Source organism: Pleurocapsa minor HA4230-MV1 (assembly GCA_019359095.1).
Classification (GTDB): Bacteria; Cyanobacteriota; Cyanobacteriia; order Cyanobacteriales; family Xenococcaceae; genus Waterburya; species Waterburya minor.
Window position 1 is genome coordinate 178,568 of the sequence record JAHHHZ010000011.1, and the last position, 18,021, is coordinate 196,588.

18 protein-coding genes are annotated in these 18,021 nt (G+C 38.1%); 7 read left to right on the plus strand and 11 right to left on the minus strand.

The window, feature by feature from the left end; all coding sequences use genetic code 11:
- Positions 1–25: 25 nt before the first annotated feature.
- Positions 26–1,423: a c-type cytochrome gene (locus KME09_03260; GenBank protein MBW4532932.1), complete on the minus strand. Its 1,398-nt coding sequence runs from the start codon at positions 1,421–1,423 to the stop codon at positions 26–28.
- Positions 1,424–1,466: 43 nt separating this feature from the next.
- Complete coding sequence (locus tag KME09_03265; GenBank protein ID MBW4532933.1) at positions 1,467–2,540, minus strand: peptidase M75; 1,074 nt, start codon at positions 2,538–2,540, stop codon at positions 1,467–1,469.
- An 853-nt stretch (positions 2,541–3,393) separates the two neighbouring features.
- Here KME09_03265 and KME09_03270 point away from each other — a divergent pair.
- Both KME09_03270 and rnhA read left to right on the plus strand, forming a co-directional pair.
- Positions 3,394–4,374: a hypothetical protein gene (locus tag KME09_03270; GenBank protein ID MBW4532934.1), complete on the plus strand. Its 981-nt coding sequence runs from the start codon at positions 3,394–3,396 to the stop codon at positions 4,372–4,374.
- Between the two features lie 247 nt (positions 4,375–4,621).
- Positions 4,622–5,248 (plus strand): ribonuclease HI, encoded by a 627-nt coding sequence (rnhA, locus tag KME09_03275; GenBank protein ID MBW4532935.1) that lies wholly within the window; start codon positions 4,622–4,624, stop codon positions 5,246–5,248.
- Between the two features lie 8 nt (positions 5,249–5,256).
- On the opposite strand, the gene KME09_03280 is transcribed toward rnhA, so the two are convergent.
- From KME09_03280 to KME09_03290, 3 genes are all read right to left on the minus strand, one after another.
- Positions 5,257–5,700, minus strand: a complete 444-nt coding sequence (locus KME09_03280) for a hypothetical protein (protein MBW4532936.1) — start codon at positions 5,698–5,700, stop codon at positions 5,257–5,259.
- A gap of 147 nt (positions 5,701–5,847) precedes the next feature.
- A complete protein-coding gene (locus KME09_03285) occupies positions 5,848–8,577 on the minus strand; it encodes a valine--tRNA ligase (protein MBW4532937.1) in 2,730 nt (909 codons plus the stop codon).
- A 147-nt stretch (positions 8,578–8,724) separates the two neighbouring features.
- Positions 8,725–9,543, minus strand: coding sequence for a hypothetical protein (locus KME09_03290; GenBank protein ID MBW4532938.1), 819 nt, complete (start codon positions 9,541–9,543; stop codon positions 8,725–8,727).
- Positions 9,544–9,850: 307 nt separating this feature from the next.
- On the opposite strand from KME09_03290, the gene KME09_03295 reads away from it, so the two are divergent.
- Positions 9,851–10,060: a type II toxin-antitoxin system HicA family toxin gene (locus KME09_03295; protein ID MBW4532939.1), complete on the plus strand. Its 210-nt coding sequence runs from the start codon at positions 9,851–9,853 to the stop codon at positions 10,058–10,060.
- Positions 10,050–10,268: a type II toxin-antitoxin system HicB family antitoxin gene (locus tag KME09_03300; protein MBW4532940.1), complete on the plus strand. Its 219-nt coding sequence runs from the start codon at positions 10,050–10,052 to the stop codon at positions 10,266–10,268. Before KME09_03295 ends, KME09_03300 begins: the two co-directional genes overlap by 11 nt.
- Before the next feature lie 42 nt (positions 10,269–10,310).
- Here KME09_03300 and KME09_03305 read toward each other — a convergent pair whose 3' ends face one another.
- Both KME09_03305 and KME09_03310 read right to left on the minus strand, forming a co-directional pair.
- On the minus strand, positions 10,311–10,670 hold the full coding sequence (locus KME09_03305) for a DUF5615 family PIN-like protein (GenBank protein ID MBW4532941.1): 360 nt from the start codon (positions 10,668–10,670) through the stop codon (positions 10,311–10,313).
- Positions 10,667–11,011, minus strand: coding sequence for a DUF433 domain-containing protein (locus KME09_03310; GenBank protein MBW4532942.1), 345 nt, complete (start codon positions 11,009–11,011; stop codon positions 10,667–10,669). Before KME09_03310 ends, KME09_03305 begins: the two co-directional genes overlap by 4 nt.
- A gap of 292 nt (positions 11,012–11,303) precedes the next feature.
- On the opposite strand from KME09_03310, the gene KME09_03315 reads away from it, so the two are divergent.
- Both KME09_03315 and KME09_03320 read left to right on the plus strand, forming a co-directional pair.
- A complete protein-coding gene (locus tag KME09_03315; protein ID MBW4532943.1) occupies positions 11,304–11,630 on the plus strand; it encodes a type II toxin-antitoxin system PrlF family antitoxin in 327 nt (108 codons plus the stop codon).
- A gap of 2 nt (positions 11,631–11,632) precedes the next feature.
- Positions 11,633–12,100 (plus strand): type II toxin-antitoxin system YhaV family toxin, encoded by a 468-nt coding sequence (locus KME09_03320; protein MBW4532944.1) that lies wholly within the window; start codon positions 11,633–11,635, stop codon positions 12,098–12,100.
- 52 nt (positions 12,101–12,152) lie between these two features.
- Here KME09_03320 and KME09_03325 read toward each other — a convergent pair whose 3' ends face one another.
- The 4 genes from KME09_03325 to fusA all read right to left on the minus strand — a co-directional run bounded on the left by KME09_03325 (position 12,153) and on the right by fusA (position 16,693).
- Complete coding sequence (locus tag KME09_03325; GenBank protein MBW4532945.1) at positions 12,153–12,701, minus strand: hypothetical protein; 549 nt, start codon at positions 12,699–12,701, stop codon at positions 12,153–12,155.
- A gap of 143 nt (positions 12,702–12,844) precedes the next feature.
- Positions 12,845–13,051 carry a hypothetical protein gene (locus KME09_03330; GenBank protein MBW4532946.1) on the minus strand — a complete coding sequence of 69 codons (207 nt, stop codon included), beginning with the start codon at positions 13,049–13,051 and terminating at the stop codon, positions 12,845–12,847.
- A gap of 159 nt (positions 13,052–13,210) precedes the next feature.
- Positions 13,211–14,353 carry a Fic family protein gene (locus KME09_03335; GenBank protein ID MBW4532947.1) on the minus strand — a complete coding sequence of 381 codons (1,143 nt, stop codon included), beginning with the start codon at positions 14,351–14,353 and terminating at the stop codon, positions 13,211–13,213.
- A gap of 255 nt (positions 14,354–14,608) precedes the next feature.
- Positions 14,609–16,693 (minus strand): elongation factor G, encoded by a 2,085-nt coding sequence (fusA, locus tag KME09_03340; protein ID MBW4532948.1) that lies wholly within the window; start codon positions 16,691–16,693, stop codon positions 14,609–14,611.
- A gap of 680 nt (positions 16,694–17,373) precedes the next feature.
- Between fusA and KME09_03345 the strand changes: the two genes are divergently transcribed.
- Positions 17,374–17,949, plus strand: a complete 576-nt coding sequence (locus KME09_03345) for a transposase (GenBank protein ID MBW4532949.1) — start codon at positions 17,374–17,376, stop codon at positions 17,947–17,949.
- The last annotated feature ends 72 nt before the right edge of the window (positions 17,950–18,021 follow it).

An 18,021-nucleotide genomic window follows, 5' to 3' on the forward strand; every position in this document is an offset into this window, starting at 1 on the left:
TACTGCAAAAGTGGCATGCTCCCAGTTAAAGAGATTGTAAGAACTGAATCATCGCAGTGCGATCGCTTATTGATAAATTCTGAAATGTTTCTTTGGCGTTTTTTGCTTCTCCATCATGCCAGAGAATTGCTTCTTCGATAGTACGAGCGCGTCCGTCATGGAGATAGCCAGCATTAGGTAGCACAGTTTGAGTTAAACCTAATCCCCACAGAGGCGATGTCCGCCATTCCTTACCATTTGCCTGAAAATCGGGACGACCATCAGCTAATTCATTTCCCATGTCGTGTAACAGCAAGTCTGTGTAAGGATGAATTGTTTGGTTAGCTAAAATTTTAACTTCATGATCTCCTGTTTTGAGTTCAGAAATATGGCAAGCATTACAGTTTGCTTGCGTAAAGAGTTTTTCTCCTTTTTTTACTTCAGGACGATTTAATAGAGTACGGTTGGGAACACCTAAAGTTTGGACGTAAAACACGTTATCTTTCAAGGTTTTTTCGTTAATATCCATCGACCCATCAGCAGCAGGAAATAAAGGATTAGTTACCCCCATATCATTTACATAAGCACCTGCGCTTTGTTGTAATAAGTTGGGATTATTAGCTTTTAAACCAAAACGTCCTAAAGTCGTTTGTTTCTTGACTCCATCCCAAACTTCGTTAGGACGACCAGAAATACCATCTTTATTTTTGTCTTCAGGATCGGCTAAATTTCTAATTGTCTTTTCGGGTATGGCTTCGAGTAAGCCTAAACCAAAAACTGGGGGTGGTATGCGTAGAGAAGTTAAGACATTAGCTGGTAATGATTGCCCGTCAAAAAGAGTTATTTTTGCCTGTGGCGATCGCAATTTATACGTCGTTCCATCTTTATATTGTCCTGTTTTTTCTGACCAGTTAATTGCTACTGTCGCTTCAGGATGATTACCAAAAACTGCTTGATCTTGAATTTGGTTGCCCATACCAGGCACAGGTGGCGTATTTTCAGAGTCAATAGTTGCCTCAAGACTATATTGTCTCCCAGCCACCTCTAGATTAGCTGTTTTTTCTGGATTGCTAACTCTAACCAGTAATTGTCCTGTTTCTGGTAAACCCCGACCATCTTTAAGATGACAAGCAGCACAGGAAACATTATTAAACAGAGGCCCTAACCCAGCTTGAACTTTGGCTGGCGGAGTGACAAAGACTGCCTCAAAGTTACTATCGCCATCGCGATGTCTTTTTAAATCTTTTCCTGTTAAACTTTCTGCTGCTTGCTCAAAAGCACCTGAACTTCGACTTAAAATAGTTAAATTTCCCGCAGCTAAAGGATTTGATTCTGGAGTGAACCCTAATATATTGGACAAACCAATACCGAGAATTGCTGTCAAACTAAATAAGGCGACGTAAAGAAGATGTTTGCTGGGCAAGCGGAAGGAAGATATAGTCATATTTACAGTGAGAAGAAAAAATTAACGATTTAGACAAAAATAATCAACTTTCTGTACTTTCAGCAAACAAAGGTACTACTTTCTCTTGAATAGTTTGGTAAGTTGTCAATATTTCGCTTTGAGCGGTTTTCAATTTCTCCAAAGTAGCTGCATCGCTAAATTTAGTTTCAATAGGTGCGGGGACTGTTTCTAAGGCTTTTAAAGCTGTGTCCAGTTGCGTTCTAATTTCTCGATCCAAAGCTGGATCTTTCTTCGCGACTAAATCACTAACACCTTGTCCTTCGGTATCTTTTGCTTCACCCATATAGGCATTACGAGCGCTGATCAGGTTGTTTTTAAAATCAGTAAGGGAGTTATGACTAAAACGACTTTCAAAATCCAAATCTTGTTTAGTTTCAATTGGCTTGCCGATTTTTACTTCTCCGACTTCTTCGACGCAGCCGACAATACCACTAACAATTTCTGTTAAAGCAGCTTCAACTGTGGGATAAGTAGTATTACTACTATCACCTGCGGTAGTAAACACTTCCCGAAAAGCTGGCTGACCATCAACCCCCGCAACCCAACTTTCTTTGAGTGCTTCTGCTGTCTTGTGGAAATCAGTTGTCAATAATTGTAATAATTCTAATTCTCGCTTAGATAGTTCGTTCGCTTGACGATTATTATTTTCTCCAAACAAAAAGTACTCAATGGTATGGAAACCCTTCTGGGTACTTTGCAGCTTGGTCTCAACGTAATTTTGATCTAACTTTTCTTGACTTTTAATTAAACCAGTTACATCAGTCTGGTTAACTGGCCAATCATCTAGATTTGCATCGTAACCCAATGATTCGGCAGGGCCAAAAGCAAAGGCTTCACTTTGTTCCCAAGGAGTACGGGTAGCTTGCCAAGCTGATTGAGCAGCTTTTAGGTTTTGTTCGTTGGGAGTTTTGACAAATGTTGCCACAGCTTGCTCTAATTGAGTTGATTTAGCAATTAATTCTTGATATGTCGGAATCACCAAGCGATCGACAAAATCAGTTAAGACGACAGTTTCGTTGGCTGAAGTTGATGTTTCATTTGCTGAAGAAGTCTGAAGGGAAGCAACATTATTACTGCAACCAGTTCCTATAGTCATTGTTCCCAACAATAACGATGCATAAAAGTAACTTTGCCATTGAGTATAAATACTGGGAGCGGATATTATTTTATTAAACTTTTTCACTGTACTAATACTAAATTTATGGATTAAGTGCAATCTATATGAGAGTCTCTTGATTTTAAAATTATATAATTGCTGCAAATTATTCTTATTTATTTATAAAAAAATTAATCTTTTTTTCTCTTTTTTTTTGCGCGGTTAATATCAGATATGATTCGAGCAAGAAGTATACTTTATAACAATACTCGTCACCAGTTTCTTCAGTGGGGTTTACTGTGGGGAGGTATTTCCACTTTACAACTAAATAGTGCGATTACTACATGAGTCGGAATTTAAACGATCGCCTCCCCGCAACAACCTTAAGAGGAAAAAAAGGCGATCTATCATCCTCCTGCCGATGAAATGGTGATGGTAATGGGTGTATACGATTTAGAGACTGATGGTGTAAATGAGCTAAGTAGGTGGGTGTAATTAAATTGGAAATGAGGTTAAGGAGTAACAAGTAACGAGTAACGAGTAATTATGCGGAGCGGTATCTCCCCGTCGGCTTTTGGGTGGGAATCTTCCTACCCAAAACGCGACGGAAACTATGCGAGACAAGTCCTTTAGGACGAGTAACAAATAGCTCTAAGGGTAGGGGTTTGATCAATTATTTTGCCTACCTACTTATATGCTTTTATGGTTTTCCTAACTATAATGCCGAACATGCATAATTTCGCTTAATTGTCGATAAAAATTACTGATTATTAAAATTATTGACTTAAATTATTGATACTAGTAAAGTACTAATTCAAGATCAGGATAATTAAGAATTAATATCAATAAATCTATGTCTACTCGTATTAAAACTATAGAATTATTTCTCGCTTTGGGTTTTGCTACCGCTGTTGGCACACAGGTTTTAGCTGCCAATGCCCATGAATCCGATGCCATGACGGAAGCTCAAGCCACTACCAATTATTCGCTGATGGCGCAAGGTGGTGAAGGTGGCGAAGCTGCTCAAGGTGGTGAAGCTGCCCAAGGTGGTGAAGCTGCTCAAGGTGGCGAAGCTGCCCAAGGAGGCGAAGCTGCCCAAGGAGGCGAAGCTGCCCAAGGAGGCGAAGCTGCCCAAGGCGGTGAAGGTGGCGAAGGCGGTGAAGGTGGTGAAGGCGGTGAAGGCGGTGAAGCTACAATTGATACTGGAAACCCTGATGTAGACTATATGACAGTTCTTGGTTTAATGAAAGGTAATTTAAATGCTGCTCAAGAACTCATTGCTGCTAAAAATTATGCAGAAGCGGAACCCCATATTGGACAACCGATTAAAGAATTATATGGACAAATAGCCACTGTTCTACCCCAAAAAGGGGTAGAGGATTTTAAACCTACCTTGACTCAACTCCACGATTTAATTAAATCTTCCCCAGAATCGCCTGAAGTACAGACTCTACTTGATGAATCCCTAGCATCTATTGATGGCGCGATCGCCGTTATTCCCGAAGAACAAAGAAACTCCCCAGAATTTGTCTTAGATGTCGTGGTGGAGATGCTCAACACTGCTGCTACGGAATACCAAGGGGCGATCGCCAATAATCAGTTTGTAGAAGTTACGAAATATCAAGATTCCAAAGGATTTGTCGACTATGCCGATCAACTGTATCAGACTGTGGCAGAACAAAAAAGTCAAACAGATCCAGAAGGCCATAAAACCATTACTGAGAGCTTGGCTGAATTAAAAACAGCGTGGCCATCAATTGAACCACCAGCAGCACCAATTAAAGAGCCTGGTGAAGTTCAGGCCTTAGTTTCTCAAATTGAATTTAGTAAGTAGATCGCTTAGATCGGGTCAATTTAGTAATAATTAGTAGTTGATACTCCCACGTTTTTAGTATGTTAGAAACGTGGGATTTTTGCTTGCAGTTGTCATAAAAACGAGATAAGGTGTATTTTTTAGGGCGATTCATGAGGGACTGGCTTTTGAGAAAACCTCAAACGTTTAAATGCCCCGTCCAACGGCTAAAAGTACGTTGACTTTCTCGCTCCCGTCATTTCTGTAAATTAATTGATTGAGATAGGCAATGGATTACAAAAGCAAAATCATGACAGAAGTTGAGGCACTACCTGAATCTTTATTGCCTGAATTATTTACCTATGTCAAAACTCTTCAACCTAAAGTAGCAGCACCTACTAAATCAAAGCTAACGATTAAACCAAAATCTCAATTTCCAACTTCTGTTGCAGGCAACACCATTATTATCTATACCGATGGTGCTTGTACGGGGAATCCTGGCAAGGGAGGATATGGCGCAGTAATTATCGATGGCGATCGCCGAGAAGAGCTTTCTGCTGGCTATAAACTGACTACCAACAACCGTATGGAAATGATGGGGGCGATCGCTGCTCTGGAATCGCTTAAATCTAATTCTAAAGTAAAGCTACATAGTGACTCCAAATATATAGTTGATGCGATGGTCAAAGGTTGGGCAAAAAAATGGCAGGCTAATGGCTGGCGCAGAAATAGTAAGGAAATGGCGAAAAATCCCGATCTTTGGCAAGAATTACTCGATCTGTGCAAGATACATGATGTCGAGTTTGTCTGGGTAAAAGCTCACGCAGGTATCGCCGAAAATGAAAGATGCGATCGCCTAGCAGTAGCCGCAGCCCATGGTAGCAACCTCATAATTGATCGAGGATATACTGGTTAATAAGTCAATTAACTTAATTTTTCTTTTAATTTAGCCAACTCTTCGCGATCGCGTTTTAATTCTTGTTCCAATTCCTGTAATTGTTCCCGACGAGTTTCAATTTCCAAGGCACGACGGTTTAAATCCAGATTCTGAGCAGTAATTTCTTGTCGCCACTTTTCTACCTTACTTTGTTCGACTTCAATAAAGTGGGGATTAATGGCATTTTTAGTTAAATACTGCTGTAAAATGCTCAAAATCCACTCCTTAGCATCTTGAATGCTAATTATTTGCTGCTCTTGCCCTATTTCTACCAATACTAATACGCCTCCACAGAGAGAACTTTCTTTGGTTAACAACAAAGTCTGAGAATTGTCTACTGACCAAACATACTCTGATTCTTGACGAGCAAGTACTTGAAGCTGTATTTCTGCTGAATTTGGGTCAATCTCAACTTGAGCTAGGTATAACATTACTTATAATCACCGATCACTTATTAGTTAGACTCACACCAAGTAGCTTTACCAAACAGAATAATTTCTATCAGCATAATGATAGACATAAAACATTGATCTAGCCAACTAAATCAATTAATCTAGCGGAACACATCAATAATACTGTTACTTTAGACGATCTAAACGCTCTTGCAATATTTCAGCTTGCTTTTGCGCTTCTGCCAAGTCATTATTCGCTCCTTGAATTACCTCTGCGGGGGCTTTATTGACAAAACCTGGGTTATTCAAGCGTCCAGTTAGAGATTTAATATCTTGTTGCACTTTGTCTAGTTTTTTCTGCAACTTCGCCTCTAATGCAGCCACATCGATTAAACCAGTCAGGGGAATTAAAACCTGTATTGTTCCTGTTACTCCAGCAATCACCTGCCCTGGATCTTCTGTGAGGGTAGTGGTAATTATTAGCTCACTTACATTAGCAATATCTTGAATATAGCCTTGGGTTGATTTTAAAATATCACTCTCTTTCTGGCTTTGAGTTTGCAAAATTACCTTGATTTTTTCTCCTGGCTTAATTACCGATTCGGCACGCAGGTTACGAATAGTACTGATGGTATTAAACAGTAAATCAAAGCTTTGTTCTAATTCAGTATCGATGAGATCTTCTCTAACTTCAGGATAATTCTGAGAAGCTAGACTTAGTTGACCTTCTGATTGAGTTAGAGTCTGCCAAATTTCTTCAGTAATATGAGGCATAAAAGGATGCAACAGTTTTAGTATTCCTTCGAGAATATAACCTAATGTTTGCTGTGCCACCAGGCGAGAAGTAGAAGTCTCGTCTTGCCACAAACGGGTTTTGACTAACTCGATATACCAATCACAAAAATCATTCCAAATAAACTCATATAAGCCTTTAGCTGCTTCTCCCAAGCTATAGGACTCAATATTAGCTTTAGTTTGTTTAACAGTCTGATAAAAACGCGACAGTAACCATCGATCGACTAACTCTAAAGATGCCGTATCTGGCTGTCCTAATTCTTGAGGAGTTTTCCCCTTCAAGTTCATCATCACAAACCTTGAAGCATTCCACAGCTTGTTAGCAAAGTTACGGGAAGTCTCTACCGAAGATGATTCTTGTTTTTTACGATCATAGTCAAAGCTAATATTTTGTCCCGCACCAACAACCTTTGTAATTAGGGTGTAACGCAAGGCATCTGCGCCATATTTATCGATCATTAATAAAGGATCGATCCCGTTATTTTTCGACTTGGACATCTTTTGCCCATTTTCATCCAAAACTAAGCCGTGAATATAAACATCATCAAAGGGCATTTGGTCGGTAAAGTGTCCCGCCATCATAGTCATACGGGCAACCCAGAAAAAGATAATATCAAAACCTGTAACTAGAGTACTGGTAGGATAATATTTCTCTAAGTCGGCAGTTTCGTTAGGCCAACCCATAGTCGAAAACGGCCACAGTCCAGAGGAAAACCAAGTATCTAGGACATCAGGATCTTGCTCTAGCTGAATATTGTCTCCGTATTGTTTCGCCTGAGTTAATGCTTGCGCCTCATCAAAAGCCACGACAAAAGGCGTGTGATCTTGAATTTCGCCTCCAGTTTCCGAAACCACATACCAAGCAGGAATTTGATGACCCCACCATAACTGACGAGAGATACACCAGTCTTTTAATTTAACTAACCAGTCCCGATATACCTTCTTCCATCTTTCAGGAACATAATTCGGAGAATTCTCATTATCTAGGCAAGCTAAAGCCTTTTGGGACAACGGGTCAATTTTGACAAACCACTGGGTTGATAATAAAGGTTCTATGGGTACTTTACCGCGATCGCTATAGGGAACGCTATGGCGATAGTCTTCAATCTTAACTAGATTGCCAAGTTCATCTAGTTTTTTAACTACATTCTTACGGGCAAGAAAACGATCCTGTCCCTGAAACTCCCCTGCATTTTCATTGAGACTGCCATCTTTATTCATGATGTTAATCATGGGCAGGTTATGCCGTTTACCCATCTCAAAGTCATTAGGATCGTGGGCTGGTGTTACCTTAACGCAGCCTGTGCCAAACTCCTGTTCCACAAACTCATCACCAATGATGGGAATCTCACGCCCAACTATGGGTAGAGTAACAGTCTTACCAATATAAGCTTGATACCTTTCATCTTCAGGATTAACCGCCACTCCCGTATCCCCTAACATCGTCTCAGGGCGAGTAGTAGCCACTTCCAAATAACCACTGCCATCCGTCAAAGGATAACGGAAGTGCCAAAGATGCCCATCTACTTCTTGATTCTCCGCTTCTAAATCCGATACGGCTGAAAGCGACTCAGGACACCAGTTAACTAAATAATTACCACGATAAATCAACCCTTCCTTGTAAAGCTTAACAAAGGCTGTCTTCACCGCCTGAGACAACCCCTCATCCATGGTAAATCTTTCCCTTGTCCAGTCTGCCGATACCCCCAGACTCTTTAACTGATTAATAATCGTCGTGCCAGACTCCTCTTTCCAAGCCCAAGCCCGTTTTAAATACTCTTCCCTTCCCAAATCCTGACGGCTTTTACCTTCCGCTTTAATCTGCTTATCAACAATCGTACTCACCGCAATACTGGCGTGATCCGTCCCAGGCAACCACAGCGTATTCCGTCCAATCATCCGATGATACCGAATCAAAGTATCGATCAACGCACTCTCAAAAGCATGTCCCATATGCAGACTCCCTGTAACATTCGGTGGGGGAATAACAATGCAATAGGGTTCACCAGGATGGTTAGGATCGGCTTTAAATACTTCCTTTTCCGCCCAGTATTGCTGCCACTTGGCTTCGGTTTGCTTAGGATCGTATTGAGTAGAGAGGTTCGTTTCGGTTGCGGTCATGTGACTAGCAGAGGTGTGAGTAGTTAAAGCAATTATTTATTGTATATTCATTGCCGTCACTCTTGCTAATTGGTTATTGGGACGAAGTAGTTAGGCAGGTAGGGCGATCAAAAGAATTGTAAATATTTACAGAAAAGTTCTTAAAATTTAATAGGCTGATTCCGCTGGATTAACCCTTTCTATCTGCGCCTCTTTTAAAATCAATAAAAACTCTTGGTAATGTCTTACTGTTGTTTTTGGAGAATTTATCAGTAAAACTTTGCTTACCATTACAACTGAAGCAGCTAAGCCTAATCCTCCAGTAATAGAAGCAATATTTTTCCCTAAAATACCTATATCAAATCCAATTATATATCTCATAGAGAAAACTAAGAATACAACAAATAAAGGTAGATATAAATCTAAGTCTTTTATATTTTCACTTAAATTGTCTATTTTGAATTTCAACTTTTCTTCAAAACGAGCAACTGACTTTTGGGATATTTTGTTAATTTCTTCTATTATCATATCACTTTGATCTATTTCTGATATCTGGATTATTTTATTTGTATTTTTAAATTTCCAAAAAAAAGAGGAAGTTTTTATTTCTTTATATACTCGATATATATACAGTATTAGGAAACATATTGGTAAAATTTCAATTGCTCCTGTTAAAAATAGTTTAAAATATTTTGAAGTTAATAATATTGATGCTGTTTTAGCAACAAAGCCAATAAATACACCAACTTCCCTAGTAACGTGAGAGTAATTTTCATAAGGTAACCGAAATATTATTATGTAAACAGCACAAGATATTATATACATTAATCCAAACCATTGTAGTGCTTTGCTAGATAATAGTGAGCGAAAGTATTTTTCCATATTTTGTACTCCTTTTTTTTGCTTGTTTTTTTTACTTTTATATATAAAATCATTTAATAATTTTTCGAGAGCTAGCATTTCTTGCTTTCTTTTTGAAGAATACATTGTTTATTTTAAAACGTACTAGATGTAAATAACTTTTGCTCTAAGAGAGATCGTACTTTTATTGAAGAAGAGATTGAATAGCTTGATATAGATCCAACAAGTTGGGTATTCATTTCATCATTACACTGTAACTAATTCATTTTAAGTGTAAATGTTTTTTGTGTAAGTGTTCAAATGAGCGAAAAGATAAAAAGAGCGATGCCTAAGGCTAGCTGCGCAATCGCACTGACATGTAGATAAGCGATCGCCTTAAAAATTATTTTATAGATTATCCTGAGAATGTCCAGTTCATAAATAGAGAACAAATTTGCCTCAGAAAATACGAGAATTAAAAGCAATACTACTTAAAGCAGGTTTTGAGTTGATGCCTAAACGCGGTAAAGGCAGTCATGCCATATATCAATATCCAGGAACTACAATAAGAGTAAACTTACCTGGAAAAGATGGAGCGGATGCCAAAGCATATTCAGAAAAGCAAGTGAAAGAAGCTATTAAAAGAATACAAAATGAATCATAAGTATCAAATTACCATTGCTTGGAGTCAAGAAGATGAATGTTATTTAGCTTATCTCCCCGATTTTGCTGAAGAAGTTATGCAGCCTGTTAGTCATGGAGATACTTATCAGGAAGCTTTGCAACATGGCTTAGAAGTCATGGAAGAATTAATTTTACATTTACAAGCAGAAGGTAAATCTTTGCCAGTCGCTAAGTTAGTTTTAGCCTAATCTAGTTTCATTATGATGGGTTTAGTTTAAGTGCGATCGCCTTTACAATGGAATCCAAATCAGTTGGTTTTTCCATTCCTCTGCTTCTGTAGTTTCCCAAATTAACACTACATCTTCGGCTAACTCTCTAATTGTTGCTTGAGGTTTAAGCCAAAACAAGCCCCAAATAAAACTACCATTATCCCAATGTGCTTCTAAATGCTCAGGCATACTTTTACGATTATCAGTCAACAATATACGTTGCGATCGCTGTAAATAGATTAATATATCTGGATCTAATGTCCCCGAAGTTGGTGCGCCTGCATCTCCTACACGCAAGATATCAATTTGAGGATTTAGACGTAATATTGCTAACTTAAACCTTGGTGCTAGGTTTTCATCCAACAAAAAGCGTACTTTCATTCTTTCTCTAAGTTTGTGGCAGTACGTCTAATTTTTTCAGCTTGCAATTTTTGTATGATGGCTGGAGGGTTATCTTTAAATTTTTGATAGCGTTTTGCTTGGTATTCTCTTAACCGAGTTAAATACTTATTAACCTGTGATCTTTTGTGTAAATAATAAGTAATAGTTGCGTGTATTTCTTCCAAACTTAATGTAGGTAAATTAGCTTGAATTTCTTCTGGAGTAAATCCTTCTAAATAATAATTAAGTACATCTTCAATACCAATTCGATGTCCTTTGATGCGAATATCATCAGCAGACTGAAAATCAAAATAATCTTCTAGTTTAATTGTCGAGAACATATAACCTTAGCTTGGTTGTAAGCTTTCAAATATTCTAATACTTAGACCCTATATCTTAAGTTTAAATATTTTTTGTGTAAACGTTCAGATGATTGAAAAGAAAAAAAGAACGATGCATATAGCTAGCTGTGCGATCGCGCTTACGCAAGTCAAACACTACAATTAATGTTGTCATCAAATATAAAAAGCGATCTCGTTATCTTAAAGACACTGAAAGTAGAGCGACTTTACCACACAATGCAACTGCATTACTAATTGAGCTAAAATCGGTTTAGCCCTCATAAAATAGACTATGACTAAAATATTACAAGCAGAATCTACTCTAACTGATCGATATCAAACCACCATTCCAGATATAGTTAGAAAAACTTTAGGTTTAAGCAAGAAAGATAAAATTGCTTACGTTATTAACTCCGATGGAACAGTAACTATTTCCCGCAGCGAAGTATTCGAGGAAGATCCAGTATTAAGCAAATTTCTTGATTTTCTCGCTCAAGACATGGAAAAAAATTCACAACAAATACAACCTATTACGACACAAACTTTAGAGAGAGTTCAATCTTTAGTAGCCGATCTCGATATCGATCTAGATGCACCTTTATCTGATGAGGATGAGTAACTTTGTCAGCAGGTCAAGCCTTAATTATTAACGGATGGTGTATTTATGCTCATCCATTATTTATCAGTCAGGTAGAAGAATTAACTGAGCAAGTAGAACGTTTACGCCAGAAATACCCGCAAGACTATCACCAGAAAAATGCAACTAAACGATTGGCAGCAATAAATAAACTGGCTTTTGAAATCATCCCTCAAGATCCAACTCGTCCAGAATATCGTCAGGGAAATACTCTTGGCAGTGAATATAAACATTGGTTTCGAGCCAAGTTTTTTCAGCAATATCGTTTGTTCTTTCGATATCATCAGCAACAAAAAATTATTGTCTATGCTTGGGTTAATGATGAAAAGTCTAAGCGTGCGTATGAAAGTAAGACTGATGCTTATCAAGTATTTAAAAAGATCCTAGAAAGTGGGAATCCTCCTAATGATTGGAAAATTTTATTAGAACAATCAAGAGATTTAACTGAGTAGAAAGATTTGTTTCAGTTGCGATCATAAAACTAGCAAAAGAGTTATCTAGCTTTCAATAAATGGCTTTGCTTACACCATAAGCAGCTAAACCTCCGATTGTTCCTAAAGCAGTTAAACCCAAAGCTCCAATTCCTAAAGCACTTCCAGAAGCAACTATACCCACTCCGCCAATGGCACTATATGTTAATGCACCAGCCATTGCGCCACCAGCAACAGGAACAAAGACAAATTTATCAAAATTCTGTTTATTTGGTTGAGAATTATATGAATTTGTCCAAGAAGATAAAGCTTTATTATACATTTTTAGATCATAATCTGTAATTTTCATCCATTCATTATTCGACATAATTCTTTTAAATTCTTGCTCTATGTAAACTGCTTTTATTCCTTCTATTTCAGGATTAAAACACTTAACTTTATGCCATATTTCTTCAGCATTAATTATTAATTCATAGTATTTGTACTGAAATAACATCATTAAAGAGTCAGCAGCAGCTTCTTGTAAAAAACTAACTAATACTTGCTTATATTCATTAGTTAAAAGATTAGTAACTAATACTTGATTGTCAGATTTCAATTCTAATTTTAAAGTTAAAGACATAGCTCATAATAAATAGGATATTACTATGATAATTTTTTGAATATTAAATATAGTGATAGATATCACTTTGTATTAACAATTTTATTGACTAAGATCGCTAAATGGAAGCTGAAGCAACACAATATCTCCTTTACTCAAAGCCATTAGACAGGTTCTCCATCCTCTAAGCTATAAATATCTGGTTCATCATTGAGAAAATCAAAAACATTACTTGCTTCAGCTAAACTAATAATTTCTTTCTGAGAAGGATAAGGCAAATCGGTAAATAACTTTTGTTCTAAAAGCAATCTTTCCTCATCGGAGAGAGATTGAATAACTTGATATATAGATTCAACAAGTTGAGTATTCATTTCATCATTAAACTGTAGCTAATTCATTTTAAGTGTAAATGTTTTTTGTATAACTGTTCAGATGATCGAGAAGATATAATGAGAGATCGCACCAAGATGTAGATAAGCGATCGCCTTCCATCCATAAGCAATGTTATCCTAAATAATATATTTACTAACTTAATTGCGATCGCTACTATCGAAAAGAGTTAAGTAGGGTTCATATCGATAAAGACGATTACGTTGCCAGCCTGTGATTTCCCTGATTAAACTTAATTTTTCTAATTGTTTGACAGTTTTATTAGCTGTTCCATAGGAGCATTCCAGATATTCCTCTACCAATGGAATATTAATTATCGGTTTTTCAAACAGTAAATCTAGTAACCGTAACCCATAGCCACTGTTATTAATTTCTCTACCAATTAACTCTCGATGTTGTTCTCGCAGATTAAGAATAGATCTAGCTGTAGAGGTGGCTGACTTACTTACCTCAAAAATCCCTTTGAGAAAAAACTTTAACCATCCTTCCCAGTTACCTTCTGTTCGTACTGCCATCAATCTGTCATAGTATTCTGCACGATGAAACTTAAGGTAATGACTGAGATAAAGTAATGGTTTCTGTAATATTTCTCTTTGACATAGTAAGAATGTAATTAACAGTCTACCAATGCGACCATTTCCATCTAAGAAAGGGTGAATCGTTTCAAATTGAGCATGAGCTAAACCACAGTGGATTAATGCAGGAAGCGAGTCCTGTTGATGCAAAAATTGCTCTAAATTATTAAGAGCATTATGCATTTCCACAACTGGCGGAGGAACAAAAGTTGCTTGTGCCAAGGTGCTACCTGATGAACCAATCCAGTTTTGCGTTTTACGAAATTCTCCAGGAGTGCGATCGCTTCCTCTAACTCCATCAAGCAGTTTCTCATGAATTTCTCGAATCAGACGTAAACATAACGGTAATTCTTTGAGACGCTCTAAACCATATTGCAAAGCATTAACATAATTGACAACCTCTTCTATGTCTTTTGGTCGTTCTTGTCCTTTAACATCGATTTCATACTGTAATACATCTTCAAGAGTGCTTTGAGTACCTTCAATTTGAGAACTCAATACTGCCTCTTGACGAACATACATGGCGACAAATAAATCGGGATTGGGCAAAATGGAGGTAGCACCATCCAATCTCCCAAGAGAACGATCTGCTTGAGAAAGTAAACGAGTCAGTTCTGCATCCATCTTTACTTCTGGTTTTGGTGGCAGTGGTGCAGGAATAAATGCAGTGTAACCTTCAACTTGTTTTACAAACTGACCAGATCGCATAATAAGACTCGAGGAATAATTATCTTATTTCATACAAGTAAAATAAAACTATAATTTTAAGTTTTTATTTCACATATAGTCTATTTGGTAAAATAAGATTTGTCAAATATCAACTACAAAGCAAGTGAAAGAGGCTATTAATTAGCTCTCAAAAAAAATCTCGCTTAGTAAAAAATACTAAACGAGACTAGATTTTATAACTTACAGCTTGAGCTAAAACAATGCTCAAGATAATCTTTAGCTTGTAACTATTACTTACTTAGCTGCTTGACGTTCTTTGGCTTCAGCAATAACTTCTTCTGCCACATTCTTCGGACAAGGTGAGTAGTAATTAAATTCCATCGAAAACTGACCACGGCCAGAAGTCATCGTACGTAAGTCACCGATATAACCAAACATTTCACTTAAAGGTACGTCAGCTTTGATGCGAACCCCCATCGGCGTTGAGTTTTGCGATTTAATCATGCCACGACGACGATTCAAGTCCCCAATAACATCACCCATATGATCGTCAGGAGTAAATACATCCACGTTCATAATAGGCTCTAGAATTTGTGGGCCAGCTTTAGGTAGTGTTTGACGATAACCAGATTTAGCGGCAATTTCAAAAGCGATCGCACTAGAATCGACAGGGTGGAAAGAACCGTCAGTGAGGGTTACTTTTAAATCCACACAAGGGAAACCTGCTAAGACACCTTTTTCAATACTGCTGGCAAAACCTTTTTCGACTGCGGGCCAGAATTCACGAGGAACGTTACCACCAGTAACTTTGGACTCAAACTCAAAGCCAGAACCTGGTTCTCCAGGCTCGATCGTGTAGTCAATTTTGCCAAACTGACCAGAACCACCAGACTGTTTCTTATGGGTATAACTATCAGTAACGGCTTTAGTGATCGACTCTCGATAAGCTACTTGAGGCTTACCTACTTCAACTTCCACACCATGAGTACGCTTGAGGATGTCTACCTTAATGTCTAAGTGTAGTTCTCCCATTCCTTTGATGATAGTTTCGCCGCTTTCAAAATCAGTTTCTACATAGAAAGAAGGATCTTCTTGCACCATCTTACTTAAAGCAATACCCATTTTCTCTGACGCACCCTTATTCATCGGTGTTACGGCGATCGAGATTACAGGATCGGGGAAGACCATCGGCTCAAGAGTCGCTGGGTTTTTAGGATCGCAGAGAGTATGTCCAGTTTGAATGTTTTTCAGACCAACGATCGCAATAATATCTCCTGCTTGAGCAAAATCAATTTCTTCACGAGAATCGGCGTGCATTTCAACCATCCGTCCTACACGCTCAGTTTTACCTGTAGCAGTATCCAGCACAGATTCGCCTTTGTTTAACGTACCTGAGTAGATTCGAGTAAAGGTTAATGCACCATAGCGGTCATCCATGATTTTAAAAGCTAAAGCACGGAAAGGCCCTTCTGGGTCAACGATCGCATATTTACCAGTTTCATTACCATCCAAGTCAACTTCAGGCTGGGGTGGAACTTCAGTAGGGTTAGGTAGATAGTCAACTACCGCATCCAATACTAACTGAACCCCTTTATTTTTAAAGGAAGAACCACAGTAAGTAGGGAAGAAAGCTAATTCGCGCGTACCTTTACGGATACAACCCTTGATTTCATCGATGGAAAGCTCTTCACCCTCAAGGTATTTTTCCATCAATTCATCATCTTGTTCTACCGCAGTTTCAATTAGCTGTTCGCGGTAAGTTTCCACGTCGTCAACCATATCCGCAGGAACATCTTGGATTTCATAATTTTCTGGTAGACCAGAATCATCCCAGATCCAAGCTTTGCGAGTCAATAAATCGACTACGCCTTTAAAATCATTTTCCACCCCGATAGGTAAAACCATAACTAGAGGAGTCGCCGCCAGAATTTCTTTAACTTGCTTAACTACACTAAAAAAGTCGGCTCCAGTACGGTCTAGTTTATTAACGTAGATTACCCGAGCAACCTTAGAATCGTTAGCGTAACGCCAGTTAGTTTCAGACTGAGGTTCAACCCCACCCGAACCACAGAACACACCAATCCCACCGTCAAGAACTTTGAGAGAACGGTAAACTTCAATTGTAAAATCAACGTGACCAGGAGTATCAATGATATTTAGCTGATGATCTTTCCAGAAACAGCTAGTGGCAGCCGACTGGATCGTAATACCACGTTCTTTTTCCTGATCCATGAAGTCAGTTGTTGCTTCTCCATCATGTACCTCACCGATCTTGTGACTTTTACCAGTAAGCTTGAGGATTCTTTCTGTAGTGGTTGTTTTACCAGCATCCACGTGAGCGAAGATGCCTATGTTCCGATATCGAGAAAGGTCTTTCATTTTTGTCTATATTTTGATGATTAATACTTGACCTCACGTTCGCGGAGTTTACCGACGGGTAATTATCTTTTAGATAGCTAGGTGGTGAGGTCATTGATTGTTGCAGATCTAATCCGTCTTAGGTTTAGATTTCAATCGTCTGTTAAACGTTATGCAGCCAATCTAATTTCTGATGGCAACGATGCTTATTATAATGCCAATTGTTAATTAATGATAAGATATATCGCGCTATGTATGGCTAGAGATTACCCATACTGACATTGGTAATTACCGAATTTAACTGCAAAGATACCAGCGATTTATTGCTTAATGAATCATTAAAAACAAGCTTGTAGAAATCAGACAGCCGTTAATTGTTACAGAGAAAATAGATACAATCGATCGCTTTTGCCTAAATTAGACTGTTTGCTTAAAATCTAGCCTAGAGAATTATTGTAGGCGATTCATAACAAACGGCTGGAGCTAGATATTCATTGTTCCTTGCTTCTGAAGAGAGAGGCTGTTTCTAAATACTCATTTTATTATAGCTTGCCACTGGGAAAAAAGCGATCGCCTGGAAATGCGATCGCTCGTAACCAAAAACTTAAACTGCAAGCGATTATCCTTGTGTAGGGTGGGCATCGGCAAAAAATATATTTAAGATAGTGATGTTCTGACTATGCCCACCGAATTCAGTTTCAATGCCTAATTATCGACGAGTTTATCTTCCAGGTGGTATTTATTTTTTTACCTTGGTTACATATTGCCGTCGTCCTTTGTTTAAAGATCCAGCTAATGTTGAGCTTTTGCGTGCTGCTACTGCCCAAATTAAAGCCAAAAAACCATTTGAGATTCTGGCTGCTGTAGTTTTGCCAGACCATATTCATTTTGTGTGGCAATTATCTCCTAATGACTCTGATTATTCTCAAAAGATATCGAGATTAAAAGTTTTATTTACTCGTGCTTTTAAGGCTAATTATCCTTTATCTAATCAGGTTTCTGCTTCACGGCTTAAACATAGGGAGAGCGATGTTTGGCAACGACGTTTTTGGGAACACACCATTAAAGAGGAAGCCGCTTTGCACCAGTATTTGGATTATGTTCATTACAATCCCGTTAAGCATGGATTAGTTTCTTGCCCTCATCTATGGGAGTATTCGAGTTTTTCTAAATGGGTTAGCCAAGGCAGATATGCTCAAGATTGTGGTTGTATATGTGGTGGAAAATCTTTGAATTTATTGGATTTTAAAAGAATATCGCAGCAGGTGGGAGAGTGATTTGTGGTGGGCAACATTACTCTTGCTGAAATGTTTTTTTGTCTTTTTAATTTTTGCACTAAAGTACTAGCT

What these genes read in the sequence shown, in the direction of transcription:
- KME09_03260 (MBW4532932.1), bottom strand. Translation starts at nt 1,423, where the DNA reads ATGACTATATCTTCCTTCCGCTTGCCCAGCAAACATCTTCTTTACGTC.
- KME09_03265 (MBW4532933.1), bottom strand. Translation starts at nt 2,540, where the DNA reads ATGACTATAGGAACTGGTTGCAGTAATAATGTTGCTTCCCTTCAGACT.
- KME09_03270 (MBW4532934.1), top strand. Translation starts at nt 3,394, where the DNA reads ATGTCTACTCGTATTAAAACTATAGAATTATTTCTCGCTTTGGGTTTT.
- rnhA (MBW4532935.1), top strand. Translation starts at nt 4,622, where the DNA reads ATGGATTACAAAAGCAAAATCATGACAGAAGTTGAGGCACTACCTGAA.
- KME09_03280 (MBW4532936.1), bottom strand. Translation starts at nt 5,700, where the DNA reads ATGTTATACCTAGCTCAAGTTGAGATTGACCCAAATTCAGCAGAAATA.
- KME09_03285 (MBW4532937.1), bottom strand. Translation starts at nt 8,577, where the DNA reads ATGACCGCAACCGAAACGAACCTCTCTACTCAATACGATCCTAAGCAA.
- KME09_03290 (MBW4532938.1), bottom strand. Translation starts at nt 9,543, where the DNA reads ATGTATTCTTCAAAAAGAAAGCAAGAAATGCTAGCTCTCGAAAAATTA.
- KME09_03300 (MBW4532940.1), top strand. Translation starts at nt 10,050, where the DNA reads ATGAATCATAAGTATCAAATTACCATTGCTTGGAGTCAAGAAGATGAA.
- KME09_03305 (MBW4532941.1), bottom strand. Translation starts at nt 10,670, where the DNA reads ATGAAAGTACGCTTTTTGTTGGATGAAAACCTAGCACCAAGGTTTAAG.
- KME09_03310 (MBW4532942.1), bottom strand. Translation starts at nt 11,011, where the DNA reads ATGTTCTCGACAATTAAACTAGAAGATTATTTTGATTTTCAGTCTGCT.
- KME09_03315 (MBW4532943.1), top strand. Translation starts at nt 11,304, where the DNA reads ATGACTAAAATATTACAAGCAGAATCTACTCTAACTGATCGATATCAA.
- KME09_03325 (MBW4532945.1), bottom strand. Translation starts at nt 12,701, where the DNA reads ATGTCTTTAACTTTAAAATTAGAATTGAAATCTGACAATCAAGTATTA.
- KME09_03330 (MBW4532946.1), bottom strand. Translation starts at nt 13,051, where the DNA reads ATGAATACTCAACTTGTTGAATCTATATATCAAGTTATTCAATCTCTC.
- KME09_03335 (MBW4532947.1), bottom strand. Translation starts at nt 14,353, where the DNA reads ATGCGATCTGGTCAGTTTGTAAAACAAGTTGAAGGTTACACTGCATTT.
- fusA (MBW4532948.1), bottom strand. Translation starts at nt 16,693, where the DNA reads ATGAAAGACCTTTCTCGATATCGGAACATAGGCATCTTCGCTCACGTG.
- KME09_03345 (MBW4532949.1), top strand. Translation starts at nt 17,374, where the DNA reads ATGCCTAATTATCGACGAGTTTATCTTCCAGGTGGTATTTATTTTTTT.